General features: G+C 50.8%; 12 protein-coding genes. 1 reads left to right on the top strand and 11 read right to left on the bottom strand.

Translation table 11 applies throughout. The features are described 5' to 3' along the window. Positions 1-191: 191 nt before the first annotated feature. Genes EFA69_RS08825 through porX form a run of 3 tightly spaced genes read right to left on the bottom strand, consistent with a single transcriptional unit; the run spans position 192 to position 3427 of the window. Positions 192-1427 (bottom strand): alanine dehydrogenase, encoded by a 1236-nt coding sequence (locus EFA69_RS08825; RefSeq protein WP_123132737.1) that lies wholly within the window; start codon positions 1425-1427, stop codon positions 192-194. Next, complete coding sequence (gene tsaE / locus EFA69_RS08830) at positions 1396-1872, bottom strand: tRNA (adenosine(37)-N6)-threonylcarbamoyltransferase complex ATPase subunit type 1 TsaE (protein ID WP_123132738.1); 477 nt, start codon at positions 1870-1872, stop codon at positions 1396-1398. Before tsaE ends, EFA69_RS08825 begins: the two co-directional genes overlap by 32 nt. Next, positions 1865-3427 carry a T9SS response regulator signal transducer PorX gene (porX, locus tag EFA69_RS08835; protein ID WP_123132739.1) on the bottom strand — a complete coding sequence of 521 codons (1563 nt, stop codon included), beginning with the start codon at positions 3425-3427 and terminating at the stop codon, positions 1865-1867. Before porX ends, tsaE begins: the two co-directional genes overlap by 8 nt. A 134-nt stretch (positions 3428-3561) precedes the next feature. Between porX and EFA69_RS08840 the strand changes: the two genes are divergently transcribed. Continuing rightward, a complete protein-coding gene (locus EFA69_RS08840) occupies positions 3562-4800 on the top strand; it encodes an HD domain-containing protein (protein WP_123132740.1) in 1239 nt (412 codons plus the stop codon). Positions 4801-4997: 197 nt separating this feature from the next. Here EFA69_RS08840 and EFA69_RS08845 read toward each other — a convergent pair whose 3' ends face one another. From EFA69_RS08845 to EFA69_RS08880, 8 genes are all read right to left on the bottom strand, one after another. Beyond that, a complete protein-coding gene (locus EFA69_RS08845) occupies positions 4998-6299 on the bottom strand; it encodes an IPT/TIG domain-containing protein (RefSeq protein WP_123132741.1) in 1302 nt (433 codons plus the stop codon). A 19-nt stretch (positions 6300-6318) separates the two neighbouring features. After that, positions 6319-7500, bottom strand: coding sequence for a glycan-binding surface protein (locus EFA69_RS08850; protein ID WP_123132742.1), 1182 nt, complete (start codon positions 7498-7500; stop codon positions 6319-6321). A 32-nt stretch (positions 7501-7532) separates the two neighbouring features. Further along, positions 7533-9218: a RagB/SusD family nutrient uptake outer membrane protein gene (locus EFA69_RS08855; protein ID WP_123132743.1), complete on the bottom strand. Its 1686-nt coding sequence runs from the start codon at positions 9216-9218 to the stop codon at positions 7533-7535. Between the two features lie 17 nt (positions 9219-9235). Continuing rightward, entirely contained in the window at positions 9236-12487 is a 3252-nt protein-coding gene (locus tag EFA69_RS08860) for a SusC/RagA family TonB-linked outer membrane protein (RefSeq protein ID WP_123132744.1), read from the bottom strand. Between the two features lie 872 nt (positions 12488-13359). Next, entirely contained in the window at positions 13360-15603 is a 2244-nt protein-coding gene (locus EFA69_RS08865) for a glycoside hydrolase family 3 C-terminal domain-containing protein (RefSeq protein WP_123133424.1), read from the bottom strand. A 280-nt stretch (positions 15604-15883) separates the two neighbouring features. After that, a complete protein-coding gene (locus tag EFA69_RS08870) occupies positions 15884-17653 on the bottom strand; it encodes a glycoside hydrolase family 9 protein (RefSeq protein ID WP_123132745.1) in 1770 nt (589 codons plus the stop codon). Next, positions 17654-20110 (bottom strand): carbohydrate-binding protein, encoded by a 2457-nt coding sequence (locus tag EFA69_RS08875; protein WP_148041311.1) that lies wholly within the window; start codon positions 20108-20110, stop codon positions 17654-17656. It lies immediately after the preceding gene. 377 nt (positions 20111-20487) lie between these two features. Beyond that, a complete protein-coding gene (locus EFA69_RS08880; protein ID WP_123132747.1) occupies positions 20488-22893 on the bottom strand; it encodes a glycosyl hydrolase family 95 catalytic domain-containing protein in 2406 nt (801 codons plus the stop codon). Between the last annotated feature and the right edge of the window lie 51 nt (positions 22894-22944).

Below are 22944 nucleotides of genomic sequence, written 5' to 3' on the forward strand. Positions count from 1 at the left end.
TATTTACAGGAGTAAAATAATTTTCAGGATTTGAGTTGAAGAAGACTGAGTGCCATCATTTGCCTGAAGGATACAAGCATTGGGGAGCCTTTACTGGTTCAGCAACAGTATAAAAGTAAAAGCCGTTTAGGGCCTGTTTTTCTAAAAACAGGCCCTAAACGGCTTTTATGAGAATCAGGAGAATCCTGCTTCTAGTTGCGCACGGCAATCATGAGACTCAGCTCTTTGTACCTCATGTTGAATTTTTTGGCGATAGCGGCGTTGGTGAGGCTACCTTTGTAGATGTACACCCCGCTGCGGTAGTGCTCATGGGTGAAGAGCGCTTCATTGATGCCTCCGTATTTGGAGATCTCCAGAAACATGGGGGTAAAGATATTACTCAGCGCTTTGGTGGCCGTGCGGGGCACGCGGGACGGGATGTTGGGCACACAGTAATGGATCACGTCATATTTGCGGTACACGGGCCGCTTATGAGAAGTTATCTCTGAGGTTTCAAAACAGCCGCCTTCGTCAATGCTCACGTCAATGATCACAGAACCGGGGTTCATCTTGGCCACCACGTCTTCTGGAATCATGCAGGGCACCTGGCCCTCGTCGGCGGTGACGGCACCAATGACCACGTCGGCATCCTGGATTTCCTTGTGCAGAATGGTGTGGTCTAAGGTAGAGGTGAACAGTTGCGTACCCACGTTCTGTTTCAGGCGGCGGAGTTTGTACAGATGGTCGTCGAACACTTTCACTTCGGCACCCAAACCCAGGGCGGCGCGGGTGGCATACTCAGCCACGGTACCGGCTCCAACAATCACTACTTTAGAGGGTGGCACCCCGGTAATGCCGCCCAGGATGACGCCTTTGCCCTCGTTGCTGCTGCTCAGGTACTCCGCGGCAATGAGCATGACGGTACTGCCCGCTATCTCGCTCATGGCCCGCACCACCGGCTTGGAGTCTGATTTGTCTTTGAGGAGCTCAAAGGAAATGGCGCTGATTTTCTTACGGCACAGCGCGTTGATGTAATCTGAGGTGAGGGAGCCAATCTGAAGCGCCGAGATGAGCGTTTGGCCCGGCCTCAGATACTCCATCTCATCATAGGTGGGCGGCGCAATCTTGAGCAGAATATCAGCCTCGTAGACTTCTTTGGTGGAGTATACAATCACGCCGCCGGCCTCTGAGAACTCGTGGTCAGAATATTTGGAAGGAGCACCAGCCCCCGATTCAATCCAGACTTCGTGGCCGTGGTCGGTGAGTTGTTTTACCGCCTCGGGGGTGAGGCCGATGCGGTTTTCCTGTAACGAAGACTCTTTGGGAATGCCAATGAACAAACTACGCTTGCGGGTTTCCACCGCCAGCATAGATTCTTTGGGCATCAGGCTACGGGCCGTGGCCTTGGTCAGGGCGTCAAACCCGCTCTTCTCCGTCAATTCCTCCATCATATACTCTCATACTAATGATACGCGCTTCTTCGGCCTCTCCGGGCTCTATAGACACCTCTACGCCTTGGTCTGGCAACAGGTCTGCCACCTTGGAGGGCCATTCAATGAGGCAGAGGTTGCCGGAGTCAAAGTACTCCAGCGCCCCTATCTCCAGGGCCTCGGCCTGATTTTCTACCCTATAAAAATCAAAATGGTAAATGAGTTCCCCGCCTTCTGCCTCGTACTCGTTTACAAGGGAGAAAGTGGGGCTGCTTACCGGCTCCTGCACCCCTTTCTGGGCACATATCGCCTTGATAAAGGTGGTTTTACCGGCCGCCATCTCCCCCTCAAACAAAATTATCTTTTTTTGCCCGATAAATGATAAAAATTCAGCGGCGGCTTGCGGTAATTCTGCTTTAGAGGTGACGTGAATGGTATGGTGGCGCGCTTCAGGATCAGGCATTTTTAGACGAAAGCGTTATAAATGGAATGATACACTCTTCCAGAGACACTCCACCGTGCTGGAAAGTGTCTTTGTAGTGGTTCACGTAGTAGTTGTAGTTGTTGGGGTAGGCGAAGAAATCGTCGTTCATGGCAAACACAAACGCCGTAGACACGTTGCTCTTTGGCAGGTGGAAACGCTCCGGCTTACGGCACACCAGCACATCCTTCTCCGTAAAGCCCAGGTTCTTACCGTGCTTGTAGCGCAGGTTAGTGTTGGTGTTGCGGTCGCCCACAATCTTGAACGGTTTCTTTACGCGCACGGTGCCGTGGTCTGTGGTAATGATGAGCCTTCCGCCTTTGTCGGCAATGGCTTTCAGCGTGTCAAACAGTGGCGAGTGCAGGAACCAGGAGCGCGTGAGGGAACGGTAAGCGGCTTCATCGGCGGCCAGTTCCCTAATCATCTGCATGTCTGTACGGGCGTGCGAGAGCATGTCCACGAAGTTGTAGACGATGACGTTGAGCTTGTTGTTGTCCAGGTTGCTGAACTTGGCCAGCAACTCTTTCCCGGCGGTGTTGTTCGTGATTTTGTTATAGCTGAACTTATCGTTGACTTTGTTCTGCTGGAACTGAATCTCCAAAAAATCTTCTTCGTGCAGGTTCTTGCCTTCCTCCTCGTCATCAGACACCCAGAGGTTAGGATAGCGCTTGGCAATTTCGGCGGGCAGCATGCCGGAGAAGATGGCGTTGCGGGCGTAGGCGGTGGTGGTAGGCAGAATGGAATAATACATCTCCTCATGCTCCACATTGAAGTAATCTGTGATGATAGGCTCCAGCACCTTCCACTGGTCATAGCGGAGGTTGTCTATGAGCACGAAATACACCGGCACATCGCTCTCCTTCATCATAGGGAACACCCGGTCTTTGAACAGGCGGTGGCTCATGAGCGGAATCTCGTCGGTCTCATCGTTCACCCATTCTTCATAGTTGTCCTCTATGAACCGCGCGAAGTTGGTGTTGGCCTCGTCTTTCTGCATGTTGATCACATCAGCCATGCTTTTGCCTTCGGTATCGGCTATCTCCAGTTCCCAGAACACGAGCTTCTTGTACACATCGGCCCATTCCTGGTAACTCAGGCGCTCCCCAAAAGCCATACCCAGGGTACGGAAATCGCGTTGGTAGGAGCTGTTGGTTTTCTCTTCCACCAGACGGCGGTTGTCCAGAATCTTTTTGGCCGACAGCAGTATCTGGTTTGGGTTAATGGGCTTGATGAGGTAATCGGCTATTTTGGAACCAATGGCCTCCTCCATGATATGCTCTTCCTCACTTTTGGTGATCATGACCACGGGTAGTGTGGGCCTGATGGCTTTTATCTCACTCAATGCTTCCAGGCCGCTGAGGCCGGGCATGTTTTCATCTAAAAATACAAGATCAAACGTCTGTTCCTGCACCTTCTCCACGGCATCTGCCCCGCTATTGACGGGGGTAATGTCATAACCTCTTTCCTGCAGAAAGAGAATATGCGGCTTGAGAAGGTCAATCTCATCGTCCGCCCACAAAATAGTATATCTTTGCATGGCTCTAAATTATTTCATAGTTAGGCTGTACTGGCAAGGGCGCATAGAGAACAAATCTGCGTAAATATAGTTTAGTCTATATAAATCGCGCCTTGTCATTAACCGACAACGGACACAAGAAGCACTAAGTTATCTTGAATAAGAAAAAAATCTTCAACGACCCGGTTTACGGCTTCATCACGGTACCGTCTGACCTGCTGTTTGACATTATCCAGCACCCGTACTTCCAGCGTCTGCGCCGCATTAAGCAGCTAGGGCTTACGGAGTTTGTGTACCCCGGTGCGCTGCATACCCGCTTTCATCACGCGCTGGGGGCCATGCACCTCATGAACACGGCTATCCAGAGCCTGAGCGGCAAAGACAATATCATCACAGACAAAGAGTGCGAGGCTTCCATGGCGGCCATTCTGCTGCATGACGTAGGCCACGGTCCTTTTTCCCATGCCCTGGAAACAGCTATTTTTGACCAGGTGCCCCACGAGCAGATCTCTCTGCACATTATGGAACTGCTCAACGGGGAGTTTGACGGGCGGCTGCAATTGGCCATTGACATTTTCACCGACAACTACCACCGGCGCTTCTTCCATCAATTGGTTTCCAGTCAGCTGGATGTAGACCGCCTGGATTACCTCAACCGCGACAGCTTCTACACTGGTGTTTCTGAGGGCAATATTGGCGCAGACAGACTCCTTAAGATGCTGAACGTGTATGAAGACCAGCTGGTAGTGGAGGAGAAAGGCATCTATTCCATAGAAAGTTTTCTGGTGAGCCGCAGGCTGATGTATTGGCAGGTGTACATGCACAAAACCGTGACCAGCGCGGAGCAGATGGTCATGAAAATTATGCAACGCGCCCGTGAGCTTACCCAACGCGGCATAGAGGTGCCTGCCAGCAAAAACCTACAGTTCTTCCTGCGCGAGAGCCTTTCCATTCTGGACTTCGAGCATGACCCCAGCATATTAAAGCGCTTTGTTTCTCTGGATGACTATGATATCTGGAGCGGCATTAAAGCGTGGGCCGAGCACCCAGACAAGATCCTGAGTTACCTCTCTACCTGTATGCTGGAACGGAAGCTCTTCAAAATCATGCTTTCTCCTACTCCCTTTGACATGGACTTCCTGTTTGGGGTACGGGAACTGGCCATTGAGCACTTCGGAATTGCTCCCGAAGAGGCGCACTATCTGGTGGTGGAAGGAAAAATCAGCAACAATGCCTATGAATCTGGTGGGGAGAACATTAATGTGCTTACCAAACAGAGCACGGTGGTAGACGTGGCCGTAGCCTCAGACTTACCCAATATCCAGGCGTTGAGCAAGAAAGTGGAGAAGTACTATGTGTGCTACCCTAAAGAGATTACGCACATTACTCTCTGATTAGTGGCAGCAACAAGTCATTCCCGTTTAGGGGCTATTTTGGGAAAAAGAGCCCCTAAACGGGAATGTGAAGTTTGTTAAACTTTTTTTAATATTTGATAAAGCTTTCCTGTAGTTAAGCAAGTTCTATAGACCCTATAAGTGAGGAAGGCCTCTGAGAATCTCTCAGAGGCCTTCCTCACTTATAGGGTCTATTATTATCTAAAACCTATATGATCATAATGCACTACTCCTGCCCATGCCGCTGATTGGAATAAGACATCACTGATGGTTGCAGGACTTCCAATCTCTGACAGATCAAGGGTATAAGTAGTCCACTCCCCTTCCACAATCGGGAATTGGTAAGGGCTTGACCACTGCTCATTGATCACAAGTTTCATAATCTTTCCATTGGTACCGGCCCCTCCGAACACAGAGAAGGTTATTTTAGTGTACCCAGCCATAGACAAGGGAGTATCTGAATGGACACGGATGGCATCATTGGAACCATCATAGGTCTTTTTGGCGGCAACAGTACCTTCACGTACTTTTTCGGTACTATTCCAGACAGATGGTCCTCCCCAGCCCCAATCACCCCATCCAGATCCTCTTGCGTCATCATAAAGGACATAAGGCAGGGCAGCCAAAGGCGGCAGGTCACCTACTATTTCCATGGTAGCGGACGAAATGTCTTCAATGCCCGAGTAAGAGATAATGGAAACAGTTCCCTTATTTGCTTCCTTAGGCACGGTAACAACCAATTGAGTTTCTGATCTACTTACAAATGAGGTTACCGGTTCTGAAACACCTTTAAACATAACACCTTTCACCAGATCTAAATTCGTTCCGGTAATGGTTAAATTTGATCCTCGTTCTACTGGGTTTGGTGAAAAGCCAGATATAGATGGTACTGTCAAGGTCAACTCTTCCTCTGTTTCTATAACCAATGGTTCCGTACCTCCAGTATAGAAGATCATGGTTCCGGTTTTGGCTTCCAGTGGAACTGTCAAAACCAGCTCAGTCATTGACTTACTTACGAAGGTTTTCACAGTGGTTGGCAGAGAACCAAAACGGACACTATCCACCCAATTGAGGTTGTTACCCTTGACAGTAATGTTTGCACCAGGCTTAGCGCTTTCTGTGACAGAACTGATTTCTACCAACACCTCAAAACTCAGCACAGTTTTAGAGACTATATCTTGTCCATCAACTGTTTTTAAAGTAATTCTACCTCTTTCAGCTGAGGCAGGAATCACTAATTCAATCATTTCAGATGACTGTGAAGTGAATTGTGATTTGTTTACAGTTGCCCCAGCCATTTGGACAGACTCCACTTGCGTAAGATTCCGACCTACAATTTTTATTGTCTGCCCATGTTTAGCTCCGGTAGGTCCAAAACTTAACAATTCAACCTGACCAGTGTTGGCATCATCTTCATCATCACTGCAAGATGTTAATAAGCCTACTACTACCAATAAACAGACTAGTAGTAAGACCTTAATATTATAGAAGTTTTTCATATCTATTCTTAAAAGACGATTAAGGATTTACATTTGGCACCACCCGCATGTTATCTAAGGCAAAGTTGGCATTCACAGCATTAGGACCACTGAAGTGGAATGAAACACCATACCCGTTGGCATCATAAGAGAAACTTCCATTTGCTTTCCAGAAATCCTCCCATGGAATTGTAATTGTCTGCCAGGTACCACCTGTATTAATATTGTTCACTTGCCAGTTGTAAAATATACTGCCCCGCTCATCTGCCATTTTTGGTCCCATGTGCATCCGGTAATGCGCCCCAGTCAAATCTGCCAATGTATTGATCTCAAATTTCAAACTATACTTTCCTGGATTGGTAAAGGCATCTGCGGGTATGTTTTTAGTCTCAACCGCTGCTTTGCTGTCGCTTGGACCAACATACGTCTCAAACCAAGCCCATTCGCCTAAATTCTGGATAATCCGCAAGTACTTACCATCTATAGATGTAATGGACGGGTCATTGTCTTTGATAAAAGCAGGCCCATGCCATAGTCCACTTGTTGACTCAGTTATCCCTGGAACATCAAAGCTTGCAATGATATTCCTGTTATCTCTAAACCAGAAATTTGATTCAGACTCTCCAAAGTTTGATGAAACTGTGATGGGACCCGGTTGTGCTCCTTCAGGCACCCTTACCTGAAGGGTCTTATAGTCAGCACTAATGGAAACAATCTCTGCTTCTGCACCTCCAACAAATGTAACTGTAAGAGGTTCATAGAAATAATCTCCCACAATTGTAGCCACATCACCTACATTGACATATTCGCTTTGCATTCTGTCAATTCTAGGCTCACTTATATCTACCACAAAATTATGTTCCAATACTTCCCCATTAGCAAAAACAATCTTCATCTTATCTGCAATGTCTAAAGGAATGTTACTGGGAACACGAGTAATAATGGTTGTGTTTGTAATTAAAGTTGGCGTAAGGAAAGCGGCCTGATCGTTGAACCAAATTTCGCGGGTATTCTGTAGATTTTGACCCACAATTGCAATCATAGCCCCTTGGCCAGCTTTGGTGATCAGAGAATCTGAAGAGGCTGGCCGTGTAACTCTTATATAGCTAATCATAGGCTTACCGCCGTTCGGAAGATCATCATCTTCCGAGCAGGCTGTAAATATCCCCGTTGTTGCCAAAGCAATAAACAGGAACAATATTGTTTTCAATTGAAATTTCATATTTCAGTTATTTTCTGTTTAGGTTCCAAAACTTAATCTTTGAAGACATAAGGCACCGGAGGATTTCTCAGACTTGGGGCTTGGCTAGATTCAGCTGCCGGAATTGGAATTATAAAGTTTCCGGAATTGGCGTTTGCAAACCTTGGCAACTCACCTCTTTTCTCAAAAGTCCAAGCGGTAGGGTTAGGCATACGGTCTGGTATTATTATATAAAGACCACCTCTGTCTTGGCTGTTAATGATGGTGTATGCCTTCTGTGGATCATAATAATGAAGTCTAACTAAATCATACCAAGCTAATCCCTCCATGGCGAACTCCTTGATACGCTCTTCAAAGATGTCATCCCATGTAAGTGCATTTTCCCATCTTGGCAAACCAGCACGCATATGCACCTTGTTGAAGTACTCCAATGCCTTTGCATCTGTGGTAGAGGCACCATTACCCAAAGTAGCTTCAGCATAAATAAGATACATCTCTGCAAGCCGAAGCATATAGGTATTGTTAGGATATCTTTGCCGAGTAGAATTGCCCCCTACATCTTTCGCTTTCCCCACCACATACTTTTTAATACTAGCAAAGCTCTGGTCTGCATCTGCAGCAGGAGCAGGGAAAACCAATGGCTCTGTCTCTTCTGTACCTCCAGACATCCCCACTGTTCTTGAGATTTCTGGATATGAAGCACCAGGAAGCATATAAGTGGCTTTAAGCCGTTGATCAAGTGTAAAACCAGGTTTAGCCCCATCTTCCAGAATTAACCCTTCATAAAGACTAAGCATCCACCATGATGCTCCTAAATCACCTCCCCAACCATCTCCATTGGCAATGTCATTGCTGTAGGTAATTTGAGAAACCATGGTATTGGCATAAGAATAATTAGTTGTAAATACCCATTGCTGCTCAAATAAAGACTCATTGTTGTTGTCATAGGGGTACCTAAACAAATCTGCGTAGTTGTTGAGTAGTTGTTTGCCACTCATGGTAATTACCCGTTCAGCATATTCTTTGGCCTTATCCAAGAACTCTTGTTTTCTAACGCCACCACTTGATTCAACTCCGGCTCTTGTGAGATAGGTTCTAGCCAGCATACCCTCTGCAGACCATCTTGTAATTCTCCCTGGTTGCACAGGTGTGGTTGGCAAATTCTCAGCTGCAAATACAAAATCTCTGGTGATAAACTCCCAAACTGTTTCAACTGTATTGCGGCTTACCTCAGAACTATTGAGTAACTCAATATTATTTTCAATGATTGGCACCGCCCCATAGTTTGAAACCAAGTGCATATAAGCTGTGGCGCGCATGAACCTAGCTTCAGCAATAGCATGGTTTTTGACGGTTTCACTTACCTCTGCACCAGCATAGTCTTTAATATTCTGAATAAGAGCATTAGACTGGCCCACTACAATATAAAAGGCACGGTAAGCTTCATTATTGGAAGTTGAAACTTCTGTAGTATTGAATAATACATCATCTCTATAGCCCCAGGCGCGAAATGTAGTTCCGCCTCTAAGGTCACCAATAGCCCAAGAAGCTTTATCTACATAATCTTTCCAAACGGCGCTGTATAACGGAGCTGAGGCGGCCAACACCTGATCATTGGTTTTGAAAAAATTGGCATCAACCAAAGTATCTTGAGGAGGCCTGTCTAAGAAATCTGGCCCACAACTTGAAAAAACTGACAAAGCTGCGAGAACACCTATGTATAAAAATCTATTTTTCATATACTTGATAAGCTATATTAGAAATCAATTCCAAAGTTTACTGAATACACTGGGGTTATTGGATAACGTCCATAGTCTACCCCAATAGCTGCATTGCTAGGATTCTCCAATGAACCCACGTGTGAACCCACTTCGGGGTCAAACCCTGAATATCCCGTAATAGTCCAAATGTTTTGTGCACTAGCACCTATCCTAACTGCCTTTATATATTTCTGGCGACCAATAAGTGAAGTAGGCAAATTATATGTAAGCGTTACATTCTTCAGCCTAACAAATGAACCGTCTTCTACATACTTATCAGTATGACGCTCAAAGTTATTATTGTTATTACCACTGGAAATCCTGGCTACATTAGTTCCTGGGTTTAATAAATAAGGGCTACCAGAATCATCCATACCTACCCTGGCATAGTTAAATGCTCCAACGAATAAATTACGGCCTAGATTGATGTTATTGGGGTTGGTATTTTCATTCCGGATCCAGTTATAGATGTCATTACCTAAAGTAGCGGTAATAAGGACACTTAAATTGAAGCCTTTGTAAGAGAAATTATTGGTAAAGCCGCCAAAGTACTTAGGCCATGGATTTCCAATAAAAGTTTGGTCATAACCATTAATGATCCCATCTGGTTTACCTTCAGGACCACCAATATCCTTGAACTTGACATCACCAACCCATACACTATTAGGCGCAATAGGGAAAAGGTTTCCGTTAGTATCTGCAGGACGAGGGCTATTTTGCAGATCTTCCATATTCTGGAAAATCCCATCTTCAAGGTAGCCATAGAACATCCAAGGGGCATATCCAACCTGAGTACGCTGCGTCCATTCCAACCATTCTCTGGTTCTGCGGGGAACAAACCCATTTTCAGAAGTAAGTCTTTTAACTTCTGTTTTAAAGTGTGATAAGTTGAAGTTAGTCTCCCACTTAAATGTACCGTTATCTATATTGATCGTGTTCAGGTTGATAGACCAACCTTTGTTCTGCAAAGCACCAATGTTCACCGTTGGAGCAACAATACCGCCGTTCCCTCCGGTTTCTCCTTCTATTCTAGTACCTAAATACCATGGCAAGGAAGCCTGCAGAATTAGGTTATCTGTATTCTTAATGTAATAATCTGCTTCTATCTGAATTTTGTTCTGGAATAAACCTATGTTAATGCCGAAGTTATTTGTCTTGGTCTCTTCCCATTGGAAATCCGGATTCGGGAATCTATAGGCTGAGAAACCAGTACCCCATGGGGTTGGCCCAGTAGAAAGAGTACCATAGATGGCACCGCCCCCCTGACCTTGGCTTCCAGTTAGGCCTATCTCATAGCGCAATCTTAAATCACTGATAAAGGGCAGTTGGAAGAAAGGCTCGTTAGAAATTCTCCACGCAGCCGACACTGAAGGAAAGTATCCCCATTTATTTTCTGGCCCAAAGTACACAGAACCATCTGCTCTAAAGGCTGCCTGGATGATATAACGGTCAGCAAAATTGTAATTGATACGACCTAAGTAAGACTCCATTGCCCAATCCCCGTGCCCGCCTTCGGTATCACTCTTCAATCTGTCTCCGGCATTAATATCTAGCACATCATTAGTCTGGAAGCCACGTCTTTCCGCAAAAAGATTCTTCCACTGAGATTCTTGCGCCTCATGGGTAGCCATGACATTAATGCTATGCTGACCAAACTGCTTCTGATACTGCAGCATCTGATTCCAGTTCCAGTATGAACTATAGTTGTGCCTGTTGTTCAAAGTAGCCTCATCATTTTTCTGATAGCCAAACTGGTATGTTGGGAGAAAATATGTGGAGTTGGAGAAATTGAAGTTACCGTTAACCGAGGTCCGGAACTCTAGGCCCTCAACAATTTTGAATCCAGCTGTGACACCGCCTAAAACCTGTCTTCTGGTGATTTCATTAGTGGTGATATCAGCCAATCCAATAGGGTTTGGCGGTGAAAACTGCTCAGATGTATTACCTCCAACTACTACAGTACCACCACCATACGTGCCATCTATGTTCTTTACAGGAATATGCGGAGCCAACTGTATTGCCGTGGCAATTAGATTAGACTGGGTTGAAGACAACTGCTCATCAGTTTGAGAGTAGTTGAAATTACCCGACAGGTTAAGCCATTCTTTGGCTTTGTTCTCTAAATTCAACCGTACAGAATAGCGATTAAATCCTGACCCTAGCGCTATTCCCTCCTGATCCATGTATTCTCCAGATAAGTAGTAGGTTGTTTTATCACTTCCACCACTTACACTTAACTGGTGTTTTTGCATAGGGGCATTCTGGAATAATTCTTTTTGCCAGTTCGTTCCTTCACCTAGTAATGTGGGATCTCTGAACTCCTCCCTTACAGTACCGCCCGCAAGAGATTTGTATTCAACTTCCATTTGCGCATACTGCCGCATATCCATTACATCCAATCTCTTAGGCGGAGTTTGCACACTATATAGGTACCCATAATTCACCCGCACTTCACCGGCTTTACCCCGCTTGGTTGTAATTAGCACTACTCCGTTTGTAGCCCTGGACCCATACACAGCAGTTGCTGACGGCCCTTGAAGCACCTCCATACTCTCAATATCTGAAGGGTTGATACCAGCCAATGGATTAGATCCACTGGCAGAGTTAGCAGGCTGAATCTGCACCCCATCTATTACATATAGGGGTTCATTTGATCCACCTATAGTGTTGACCCCTCTGATATTCACAGAGATCCCCCCTCCTGGAGCACCTGTGTTTTGAGTAACATAGACACCAGGAGCTCTACCTTGGATAGCTTGCTCAATTGTGGTGTTAACGGTTCTTTCTATTGCAACAGAGCTAATGGTTGTCTGAGCACCTGTGATATCCCCCTTTCTTAGTTCTCCATATCCAGTCGTCACCACCACTTCATTTAACATGGTAGCGTCTTCTCTCATGGACACATTTACTGTAGTTCTATCGCCAACAGGCACTTCCTGTGATATATAACCAATAAAAGTGAGCACCAACACATCATTATTTGTCACATCTAGGGTGAAGTTACCGTTGCCGTCTGTAGAAGTTCCGTTGGTGGTACCTTTCACCACCACACTGACCCCCGGCATACCAGTGTTGTCACTGGCCGAAGTCACTTTACCAGTAATGGTTTTACGGGCACCCTGTGCCAGTCCGTCAAAAGCCTGCAGGAACACTGCCAGCAGAATGGCAATCGCCACCCAGGCTGCCTTCGGCCTAAAGACAGAATTACTTGTCTGGTAATTTTTGTCTGAGTAGAAGTTTTGAATCATAGGGTAATTTTAGGTTAAGTAGTAGACTGAGTTAGAAACAGATACATGACCGGCAACGCCGAACCATAAGTGACGCATCATTGAGATCCAATAAGCTATAAGAGTAAGGAAACACATTCAAGCACACACCTGGCACTAGACACCCAAGAGAGGGTGCCATTTCTTGGCCCAACACGATAATTAAATTCAAAACTGATTAACAATCAGTTTCTTACAAAAAATATCTAGCAGTTTTTTGATGCTATACAAACCTAAGAATATTCTCTGCAAACATATAATACTATTTTATCATTTACTGAATCTAATCAGATTTTATACCAACGATGGCATAAAACAGAAAATAAAAAGGCTCCCACTATTTCCATTCACATATACCCAAACAACCCGCCATTCCTGAAGCTTATTTTAAATTTTTAATAACTATGATACCTTTAAATCAAATATAAATAATCAGATCACTTATTTCAAGCTTTCCTAAAGCTCGGAAAAATAAATTGAATCTGCTACAACTTGTGTGATAAAAAGTCAAAAATGTATAATACAAAGCAACCTTAACTAGTCCTTTTTTAACAACACACGCACTCCTGATACTCCTGCTGCAGTTGAAGTACATTCAAACAGTTGAATCGTCACTCTAGGGAGGGAAAAATCAATAAATTATCTAGGAAGAAGTTTTCCCTCTCTATTCCCTCCTTATCTCCACTGCTGGTCATAAGTCTTCTCCTAAGGAGGATGAAAAGAAAATCGTTAGACGGGCAAGAAATAGCAAAAGGTTCGTTTAGGGGCTCTTTTTCTGAAAAGAGCCCCTAAACGGAAGAAGCCGCGACTTTCTCAAGTCGCGGCTTCAGTTGCGGGCCGGTAGTAAACCAGGACTAAAGCGTCACCTCCGCCTGCTCCCGAATATCTCTGGAGGAACTCCCTACCAGTATCTGGAATTTGCCCGGTTCCAGTACCCACTGCCGCTTTGCCTCGTCATAGAACTGAAACGCATCTTTTGGCAAAGTGAGCGTCACGGTTTTGCTTTCGTTGGGCCGCAAAAACACCTTCTGAAAGCCTTTGAGCTCTTTCTCGGGCCGTTTTACTGAGGCCTGCTCGTCATTGACGTACACCTGCACCACCTCGGCCCCAGCCAACCGACCCGTATTCTGCACCTGTAAGCGCACCTGCACGGCATCTCCATCTTGGCGCACGTCTAGATTGCTGTATCCGAAACTGGTGTAAGACAACCCGTGCCCGAAACTGAAGAGCGGCGCCACCTTGTACGTATCAAAGTAGCGGTAGCCCACAAATATATCTTCTCGGTATTCCAGCCGGATGGTGTCTTTGTCGCCGGGATATTGCCCCAGGGCGTGCGCCGGGGAGTCCTGCAATCTTTTGGGGAACGAGACGGGCAGTTTACCTGAGGGATTGATTTCCCCAAAGAGCACCTTGGCCAATGCCGTTCCTCCTTCCATACCCGGATACCAGGCCTGCACCACCGCTTTGGTCTGGTTGATCCACGGAGTCATATCAACGGGGCCGCCGCCAATGAGCACCACCACGGTGTTCGGATTGGCCTGCAAAATTGCCGTGAGCAGATGATTTTGGGCGAAAGGCATGGTCAGGCTGGGCTTGTCGGCTCCTTCGGCGTCAAAGGCGCCACCATCCCAATTATCGGTGTAGCCGTGGGTCCAACCGCCTACGTACACCACCCGGTCGGCATTTTTGGCGGCCTGTACGGCCTCCGCGATCAGCTTTGGGTTGGCTTTCTCGGCTCTGGTCACCTCAAAACCGGGCGCATAGGTCACTTTCACCCCAGTCCCCACCAGTTGCTGAATTCCCTGCAGGGGCGTCACCTCATAGGGCGGACGCACCTGAGATGATCCGCCTCCCATGGCTTGCTTGCGGGTGGCGTTAGCCCCTATCACGGCAATAGTTTTTACTTTGTCTTTGGACAGGGGCAGCAGATTGCCTTCGTTCTTCAGGAGCACCAAGGCTTCCTCAGCCACTTTCTGGGCAGTCTGCTGATGGGCTTTGGTACTCAGCGCCCCGGGAGTACGCTGGCCTCCTATCATGTTGGTGTGGTACATTACCCGCAGAATGCGCCGCACTTTATCATCTATGAGGGCTTCCGGCACCTTGCCGCTACGCACCAAAGCCACCACAGTATCACCCAGGTAGAACTTGTGGTAGTTGATGTTGGGCATCTGCAACAGATCGGTACCCATTTCCAGATCTGTGCCGTTGTGCAGGGCTTCCATGGTGTTGAGCACCGCGCCCCAATCGCTCATGACCAAGCCTTTGAAGCCCCATTCGCCTTTCAGGATGTCATTGATGAGGTATTGGTTATGCGTGCAGTATTGGCCCCTGAACTTGTTGTAGGCACCCATAATGGTGAGGGCACCGCCTTCGGTGATGGCGGCTTTGAAGGCGGGCAGGTAAATCTCGCGCAACGCGCGCTCACTCATGTGCACGTCTACTTTGGCGCGCTTTATCTCCTGGTTGTTGGCAGCGTAATGCTTCACACAGGCGGCAATGCCCTGGTCCTGCACGCCTTTGATATAGCCCACCGCCATGCGGGAAGTTAAGTAAGGATCTTCGCTGAGGTACTCAAAGTTACGGCCGTTGAGGGGCGTACGCATGATGTTGACACCCGGCCCCAGGATCACGTCTTTGCCCCGCGCCTTGGCTTCCTGCCCCAGCACTTCGCCGAAGGCGTAACCCAGCTCCGGGTTCCAGGTAGCCGCCAACGCAATGCCCGTGGGCAGATAGGTAGAGGAATCGTTGCCCGCGTTGTCCAGAGACCAGTCGCGACCGTGCTCTGGCCTAACGCCGTGCGGTCCGTCTGAGGTGGTGAGTTCCGGGATTCCCAGGCGGGGCACCCCACCCGAGGTGAAGGATGAAGAGGCGTGGAGCATGTTCACCTTCTCCTCCAGCGTCATCTGGGAGATCAACTTATTAATGTCGGCCTCATGGGCCATGGAAATGCCGTTGGGGTCGGGGGCCGGACTGGTTTGCACAGCAGTGGCCGCAGGGGCACCGGAAGTACTAGTGGTTTGGGTGGAGGAACAAGCCGCCAGCAGCGCCGCAAAGGCAAGGCAGCCAAGCTTTCTCCAGGAGGAGGAACGATGGGTCATAGAGGTTCTTTTAGAGGAAACATACCGCCGCACCTGATCAAGAAGCTCCAAAGGCTATGATGGCATTTTGCGTTTAGGGGCTCTTTTTGGGAAAACGGCCCCTAAACGCAAGCCTTACCAGAGGCCCGCAACTTCTCATGCAGCCAGACAAAATTCCCCAGAAAAGCCCAGACGCAGGCGCTCCAAATGGTTCTATTTTAGGTACAGAATGTTAACTCTAACTCTCTACTCCTGCGTTTAGCGGCTGTTTTTGGAAAAAGAGCCCCTAAACGCGGGGGTGTTATTCCTTTTGCAGCAGAGCTTCCAAGCCATTGGCCAGGTACACCAGCGGGGCGTTCCAGTTAATGGCGATTTCGTTGGAGGCGTAAGAACAATCATCATCGGTGTACATTTCATCTGGCGAGGTGGCGGTATAGGTGGGGCATTTGTCCTGCCGGTTGGCCTGCCCGTTGGGTCCGCCTGCCAGCAGGCCCGGCACCGGCTCGGCAATCCCATCGGCCATGGACGGACGGTGGTGCGGGTGCCGGGTAGACTTCTGGCCGTACCCGGTGACAAAGGAGAAGCCAGTGGCGTTTCTGCCCAGCAGGTAATCCAGGTTAGAGAGGGCTGCGTGCAGGTATTTTCTGTCTGAGGTGATCCTGAATGCCTGCAGCAGCGCAATGCCCTGGTTGGCGGCATTGGAACTACTCCCCCAGTTGTAGTCCCTTTCAGTTTTGCCCATGACGGTGCGGTAAGCACGGTCATGGGCACCGGCCATCAGTTCATCGGCGAAAGCCACCAGACGTTTCTGGAGCAGGGGCAGGTCTTTCTTGGCTACCGGAGTCAGTTCTTTGGAAAACCGGGCCAGCGAGTAATACCCCAATAGCCGCACCTGCCCCCAGGAGGGCAGCGGCATCTTGTCGTCTGGGAACAGGTTTACGGCGGTGTAGTAGCGGTCCTGTTTAGTGGTGAGGTACAGCTCGGCGGCGGCCCAGATAAACTCGTCCTGGAAGTCTTTGTCGCCGTAGGCACCCGTGGAGATCTGGGGCTGGAACTCCTTATTAATAGCCTCCTGGTTGTATTCTACCTTTGGGTTTTGCTGCGCCCAGGCGAAGGCTTTGGTGGCGGCGGTGAGGCAGGAATCTGCCAGGCCTGGAAATGCTTTGGGGAACTTCCCGTACACCCGGCTGGCCTGCGCCATTACGGCGGCAAAATCCAGGCTGGCGGCGGTCCCCTTCTGCACCACGTAGCGCGGGTTCTGGGCCTGGTGCGGCATAATGATCCCGTCAAAGGCCGGATTGGTGAGTTTATGGTACACGCCGCCGTCCTGCGGGTCCTGCATGGTGAGCATCCAGCGGAGGTTCCACAGCACCTCGTCCAGGAGATCGGGCACCTGGTTTCCGCTTTCCGGAATGTTCAGAGACTGCTTCTGGAAGTACTCCGGAAAATCCTCATACCCCGACAGCAAAGTACCCATGGTGATGCCGCTGTTCACAATGTACTTGTTATAATCTCCGGCATCATACCAACCCCGGGGCGAGGAAATCACGGAGCCGGCGGGCCGCTGGGGCGAGGCCGCCGACGGGTGGATGAGCACCTGCGTGTCTGGGTGCCCGGCGGGCCGGGGCCACTGGCCTGCATACTGCTGGGGCAGTTCTGAAAACGTACGCTGGTAGTAAAACCCTTTGATGGAAGCCGCCGCCACCGCCTCATGCACCTTGGGTTTCACCTCAAATGTGTACGAGGTTCCCTTGCCGGGTATTTCCAGCACAAAGGTTCCAGTTTGCCGCAGTGAACTGAAATCAGCGACCCGCGTCGGTTTTTTGGAGAACTCGGCCGGTTTCATGGGAGCGAGTTTGCCGCTGAAAACGGTTTTCTTCCCGTCTGCGGTCTTCACGTGAAACACGGTCTCCTTCAGCTCGCCCACCACTACCGCCACTTTGGGGGCCGCCGGGTAAAAGCCCACTTGGTTTAACCTGATTTCCTCTGAAGGGGCCTGTGCCATTGCCGCTCGCCCCGTACCTCCTAACAGAAGGCCCAGCAGCAGCGGACGCCAAAATTTCTTGCGCATTTATTGTTTTATGATTTTAACCGTTCTCTCTTTGTCTTTCCACTGAGTTTTGAGCAAGTACAAACCTACCGGAAGCTTACCCCCTACCTCACTGGTACCGGTGCTGGTGCCCGCCTCCAGCAATACCCCCGCCACGTTTCTGATCTCATACCGGAACGGGTGCGCTGCCTGCACTTTTATACTCTTTTGAAATGGATTGGGCCAATACCGTAACGCTATCCGTTCTTCTTCAGATGCACTGTTGACAATGCCACTGCTGTTCCCGTAGATGATTCCGCGCCCAGCCGTAGCCAGGTAGACGCGCCCGTACACCCGCGGGTCACCGGTGATGTCATTGATGCCGCCAAAGTGGTGTTGGTCATCGTTGAGACGGACCCAGGTGGTGCCTTCATCGTCTGAGCGGAAGAAGCCCAGCAAGTTATCTACTTTCCCAACCAGATAGACTGCCGGATAGGTCTTGCCCTCCTTCGGCTTCCCGAACCCTACTTTAGTGGCCTCCTGCACATGGGCAAGACGGGTAAAAGAGGCTCCTGAGTTAGTGGACCGGTACAAGCCGTTGGTGGTATGGGTAAGCCAGAGGTCGCCTTCCTTGCCGTACGCCGGTACAGCATTGGCGGCCCACATTTGCCAGCTGGCCAGCGCAGGCAGATTGGAAGCCCCGGTGGTGAACGAAGCACCGCCGTCTGTACTTACCAACACCCTCCCGGCCTCAGCATCATATACATAGAATTTCTGCGGATTAACTCTATCTGCCATGGGTTTGAGTCCTGCTCTGGAGACACCGGCGGAGGCTGTCCAGGTAGTGCCCCGGTTGCGGGAATAATACACAGATACCGCATTGTTTCCCGGAGCCCACACCAAGGTACTGCCGTCGGCGGAAACTGCCACCACGCCGCCGCCCGTAGTGCCCGCCGGGAAACTCCCGAAGGAGGTCCAGGTAGTGCCGCCGTCTCTGGAGTAGGCACCATATTTCCCCTCGGCGCCGTAGTGGACGCGCGCCATGAATTCGGGTTGGTTGGGGGCGTAGTCAATCCAGGTGTTGGTGCCGAAGCGGGGAGTCAATCGGCCCGTAGCCGGAGATGCGTCCAGGTTATCGTGCCGGAAACCGTCTATATCCCCGATGGCGCTGACCAGAGACGCCCCGCTTGGCGGACTGATGAGCTTGAGCGGCACGGTTTCCTCCAAGCCTTTGTTTTGGAACGCCCAGGCGACGGGTTGGTTCTGGTCTGCTGCCTGTAGGTTGGTAGTATGGAAAACTCCGTAGCCGGTGATAAACCAAGCCTGGTTCGCGTCCAGAGGGTTGATCTCCACATCTCCTATCCAGTGCGGGTTGGACGCCTGGGCGTAGGGCGCGGTGGCATGGTCACGGGTTCCGGGACCCAGCACAGCGCGCCAGGTGGCACCGCCGTCGGTACTGTGGTAGATTTCATCATTGGGCCACCAGCGGTTTAAGGTGGAAACGAGCAGGGTGTTGGGGTTTTGGGCATCCAGGCTCAATCCGGCGAAGCCGCCTTGCCCGGCGGGCAGCGTCAGTTGGGTCCAGGCGCCGGTGGCGGGGTTGAATTTGCGCACGGCTCCGCCGGTTACGCCGTTGGGGCCGGGGCCGTTGGCGTACGTGACAAAGAGCGTTCCATCTGCCGCCAGTTGGGCATGGTGCGGCATGTACTCTGTGTTCTGGTTGGGCAGGGCTTCCCAGGTGGTGCCGCCGTTGGTAGTGCGGTACAGGTTGGCGCTGCCGGTTCTGAGCACGCTCACGTAGATGGTGGGTGTGGCCGTGCCAGCAGTGCCGCTGCTTTTATCCAGAAGCACAAACCCGATGCCCCCGCTGCCTACCGCGGTGCTACCGACCGGAAAAGTGTTCACCTTGCTCCAGCCAGCGCCCGCATCTGTGCTGCGCCACAGGCCATCAGTAGAGGTTCCCAGGTACAGCAGGCTACCCAAATTAGGGTCTACCTGCAACCGCTCACCGGTGGACCGTCCGTCTTCGTTTCCGCCCAGGCGGATGGGCAGGTTAGTGCGCCGCCAGGTTTTGCCCCGGTCTCCCGAAGCCAGCACCGCGCCCATGCCCGCCCAGGACTGGGAATACAAGCCCGTGGCCAGGTAAAGTTTATCTGCATTGGTTGGGTCCAGCGCCAGACTTAGGACACCCATCTGGTTTTCATCTTGGCGGGTGAGGTGGTCCAGCAGCGGAACCCAGGTGGCGGCGGCGGCATCCCAGCGGAAGGCTCCGCCTACATCGGTACGGGCGTAGAGCAGGTTCCTTTCAGAGGGATGGTACACCAAGCCCGTCACAAAACCGCCTCCGTTGATCTGCACGTTCTTCCAGGTATAGGTTTCCTGCGCCTGCGCCATACTCTGGGCATTATTCAGGAGCACCAGCAGCAAGACCACCAGAACCCGGCGCAGGCGCTTGGCAAAGAAAGCTGGGGCAAACGTCATCGGGGAAAGTGGGTGCATGAGTCTGGCGTGGGCTGTGAACTGAAAGTGCGTTTAGCGGCTCTTTTTCCAAAAAGAGCCGCTAAACAGAATTGTACTACCTATAACCTAGTGGTAAAGATAAAGACAGCACCCAAGCCGCGGGGGTATCAAATGTTTCCAATCACGGTGCTAAATGTTACCTGCACCGTTGAAAGCAGAATAAACCAGAAAGGCGTTTAGGGGCCGTTTTCGGAAAAAGAGCCGCTAAACGCCTTTTCCGCTGCGGAAAGCACAGTTGGCGCAACCCAGCATTTCCTTCGGTGGATTTAGGCGGCAGTTTTCTGGTTTAAGGCAAATTCCTGAAAAAGAGCTCCTAAACGGAACGCTGCCTCCCTGATCTATACAAGCCGGGAAGATCATAGATTCGCCCTGAACACCAGACGCACTTCCTTGCCCGCGGGTAAGTTCACTTTCTGCCCGGCTGTTTTTCCGCCGGAAACGAGGGACATACCTTTGGGTGCCTGCACCATGATCTCCTGCTTCTGGCTGGCTTTCAGCACGGCGGTCACTTCGTCTTTGCTCCAGGCCAGATTCTCCACCGTTACCCCGCCCCGCAGAAGCAGCCCCGAGATGCTGCCGGTTTCCCAGGCTTGGGGTTTGGCGGGCAGCAGTTTCACCAGATCCGGCTCAGAGTAGACCAAGGCGCGCATGATCACGGAAGGGTAACCGCCGCTGAGGTCCAGGTTGAACAGATTGCCCGGGTTGTGGTAGGTGGCCAGGCCGTTGGTCCAGTAGTAGCGGGCCAGCCAGTCTATGAGTTGGGCGGTGGTGGCGGCGTCTTCCAGGTTAGCGGTCACAAACGCCATCTGCGCCAACCCAAACACCATCTCGCCCCCGTTCTCGCGGTAGCGGAACTTCATTTTCTCCTCTATCACCTTGCGGGCCCCGGCCAGCAACTGTGGGTTGTTTTTAAAATCAGGGTCTAGCTGGTCATAGAGGCTGTAGAGGTGCGAGACGTGGCGGTGCTGGTGGTTGTTCTGGAGGCCGGGCCAGAGCCATTCCTTCAGCGCACCAGCCTCGTCCAGCTCATAGGGGGGCATTTTGGAGAGCATCTGCCGCCATTTCCGCACCTGTGCTTTGTCTGTGCTCAGTTCCTGCGCCGCCGCCACGCAGTTGCGCAGCAGTTGTTTGGCCAGCATCACATCCATGGTGGCGTTGATGCTGGCCTGCGAGGTTGAGTTGGCCGGGTTGTTCTCCGGCGAGTACGACGGATTGAACACGTATTTCCCGTCTTGGCCTTGGGTGAGGAAATCTTCATAGAACAGCGCGGCCTCTTTCATAAACGGATAAGCGCGCTCCCGCAGGAACTTCCGGTCACGGGTGTGGAGCCAGTAGTCATGGTAGAAACTGGCCGTCCAGCCGGCGCCGCCGGTCCAGAGGCTCAGGCACCAGACGGGGTCAAAGTGGTTGTCCCAGCCGTGGCTGCTGGTATGCGACGGCACATGGATGCCCCGCGTCCCGAACATCTTCCGGGCGTTGTCTCTGTAAAACGGCAACCGCTTGTCATGGTAATCAAAGTAGGCGAGCATCAGCTCCGGGGTGCGGCTGGTGAGCAACGCCGAGATGGCGACTTCCACGTTTCCGTCATGGGTGAAATCTGCCGACCACGGCGGAGTCCAGGTGCCGCCCCAGATGCCCTGCAAATTAGGCGGATTAATGCCCGTGGCCGAGATGATGTGGTAGCGGGCGGCATCAAACTGCGTCTGGATAATGGCCGGAGATACTTTGCCGTGCTGCGCCACCTGGTTCATGGTCTCGCTGAACAGAGGTTCCCGCGTTCCGTTATCGCCCAGGTCCAGCTGCACGCGGTTGAACAGCTCACCGTGCACCCGGCGGTGCCGAGCCACCAGGGCTGCGTACTCCGCGGGCAAGCCCGATAAATGCTGTTTGAGCTGCTCCACCTGCGACGTGGCGTAGTCATAACTGGCGTTGATCTTGATAAAAACCAGCACCTCGTCTGCATTCTGCACCACCATTTCGCTTCCCTGCGCACGCGAGCTGCCGCCCTTCACCTCTACCCGGCCTACGCCCTCATAGCCTTGCAGGCTGCCGGTCCAGCGCTTTTTGTAGCCGCTCCGGTAGGTGAGCCATTGGCCTTGGGCGGCAATGTCTACGCTTTCTATGGTCTTGTTGATCTGCTCCCACTGCTGCCACTCCACCGGCCGCCGCGCGAAGGAAATACGGCCGTTAATCTTGCCGGTGCCTTTCAGGGAAATCACCACGGCGCTGTCGGGGCGGGACACGAAGACGGAGCGGGTGTAGGTTCCGTGTTGATCGGTCCAGACCACTTTGGCCTCGCCGGTCTCAAAATCTACCGTACGGGCGTATTTCTGCACGTTGCTGGGCTCCAGCCGCATTCTTACATCAAAGGCCGGTACGTAAGGATTAGACCACAGATGTCCGCCGTAGCCTTCCTTCAGGCTCTGCTCCACCGGTATCTTGGCGGCTTCTTCGTACTTGCCCTGCAAGATTAAAGCGCGTATCTCGGCTAAGCGGCTGGCCTGGTCAATGGGTGGTTTGGGCTCAGTTGCGGGCAGATAGAGCTGGGCCTGGTTCAGGATGATGGTTTCATCATGCGGGTTGCCCATGACCATGGCGCCCATGGCCCCATTTCCGCTCAGGAGCGCATGTTCCCAGGCCGGAGCCGGCAACCAACTGGCAAATCCTTTCTTGGGAACCTGAAACGGATCTGCCTGCCCCAGCACCAGAGTAGTTCTGAAAACCAGGGCAAACAGCAGCAAGAGCACGGAACGTGGGAGCATGGACGGAATCAAATAAGGTTCTGCAACAATCGGTAGCCAGCCCAACGGGCT

The sequence above is a fragment of the Rufibacter immobilis genome (genome assembly GCF_003721565.1).
Lineage (GTDB): Bacteria > Bacteroidota > Bacteroidia > Cytophagales > Hymenobacteraceae > Nibribacter > Nibribacter immobilis.